Annotated in this window: 1 protein-coding gene; it reads left to right on the top strand. The window is 64.0% G+C overall.

The window, feature by feature from the left end:
• Window positions 1-74: 74 nt before the first annotated feature.
• Window positions 75-835 (top strand): IS5 family transposase gene (locus ACTIEZ_RS15410; RefSeq protein ID WP_439547573.1). Its coding sequence is split into 2 segments (ribosomal slippage): window positions 75-413 and window positions 416-835, totalling 759 coding nucleotides; the frame shifts between segments, so codons are not numbered across the junction.
• Window positions 836-847 lie beyond the last annotated feature (12 nt).

Raw genomic sequence — 847 nt, 5'->3', positions numbered from 1 at the left:
CTAGGCTCCGTACTCAATAAGGTCTGGCGCTGACTGATGTTTGCTGATTCAAGGCTGTTGGAAGGGAGCCTTGGATGTCGAAGCATTTGTTTTGGCTGGACGAGCGGCAGTGGGCGGCGATTGAGCCCTTGCTGCCCCGGGGTCGGCGAGGGGCGCGACGCGTGGATGATCGTCGGGTGATCTCGGGGATCATGCACATGCTGAAGACGGGGGCTCGCTGGCGCGACTGCCCACCGGATTATGGTCCGTACACAACGGTTTACAACCGGTTCAACCGGTGGAGCCGGCAAGGCGTCTGGCTAGCGATGTTCGAGGCGTTGACAGGCCAGAGCCCGATCTACGGCACGGTCGCCATCGACGCGACCCACATCAAGGCGCACCGCTCGGCAGCCGGCGCAAAAGGGGGGCCTTCTTCCAGGCCATCGGCCTCTCGCGCGGCGGCCGCACCAGCAAGCTCCACGCGGCAACCGACGAACAAGGCCGCCCAAGGCTGATCCTGCTCACGCCGGGCAACGCCTCCGACATGGCAACCGCGCCCGCCCTGATCGAAGCACTTGGCCCCTTCCAGCGGCTGATTGCCGACCGCGGCTACGACAGCAACGCCATCCGTGCCCTGCTTGCTGCCCGCGGCGCCGAGGCCGTCATCCCGCCCAGTTCCGCACGTGTTCGGCAAATCCCATACGATCGAACCACTTATAAGAACCGCAACCTTGTCGAGCGCCTCTGGTGCAGGCTCAAGGACTGGCGACGCATTGCAACCCGGTACGACAAGCTCGCCAGAAACTACCTCTCAGCCACGCACCTCGCCGCAAGCCTCACGTTCTGGTGCAATTGAGTCCGGAGCCTA

Origin of the sequence: Sandarakinorhabdus sp., from assembly GCF_051860625.1 — a bacterium.
GTDB lineage: Bacteria > Pseudomonadota > Alphaproteobacteria > Sphingomonadales > Sphingomonadaceae > Sandarakinorhabdus.
Note: the sequence above shows the minus strand (reverse complement) of the source record. Positions and strands in the feature narration are given on the sequence as shown.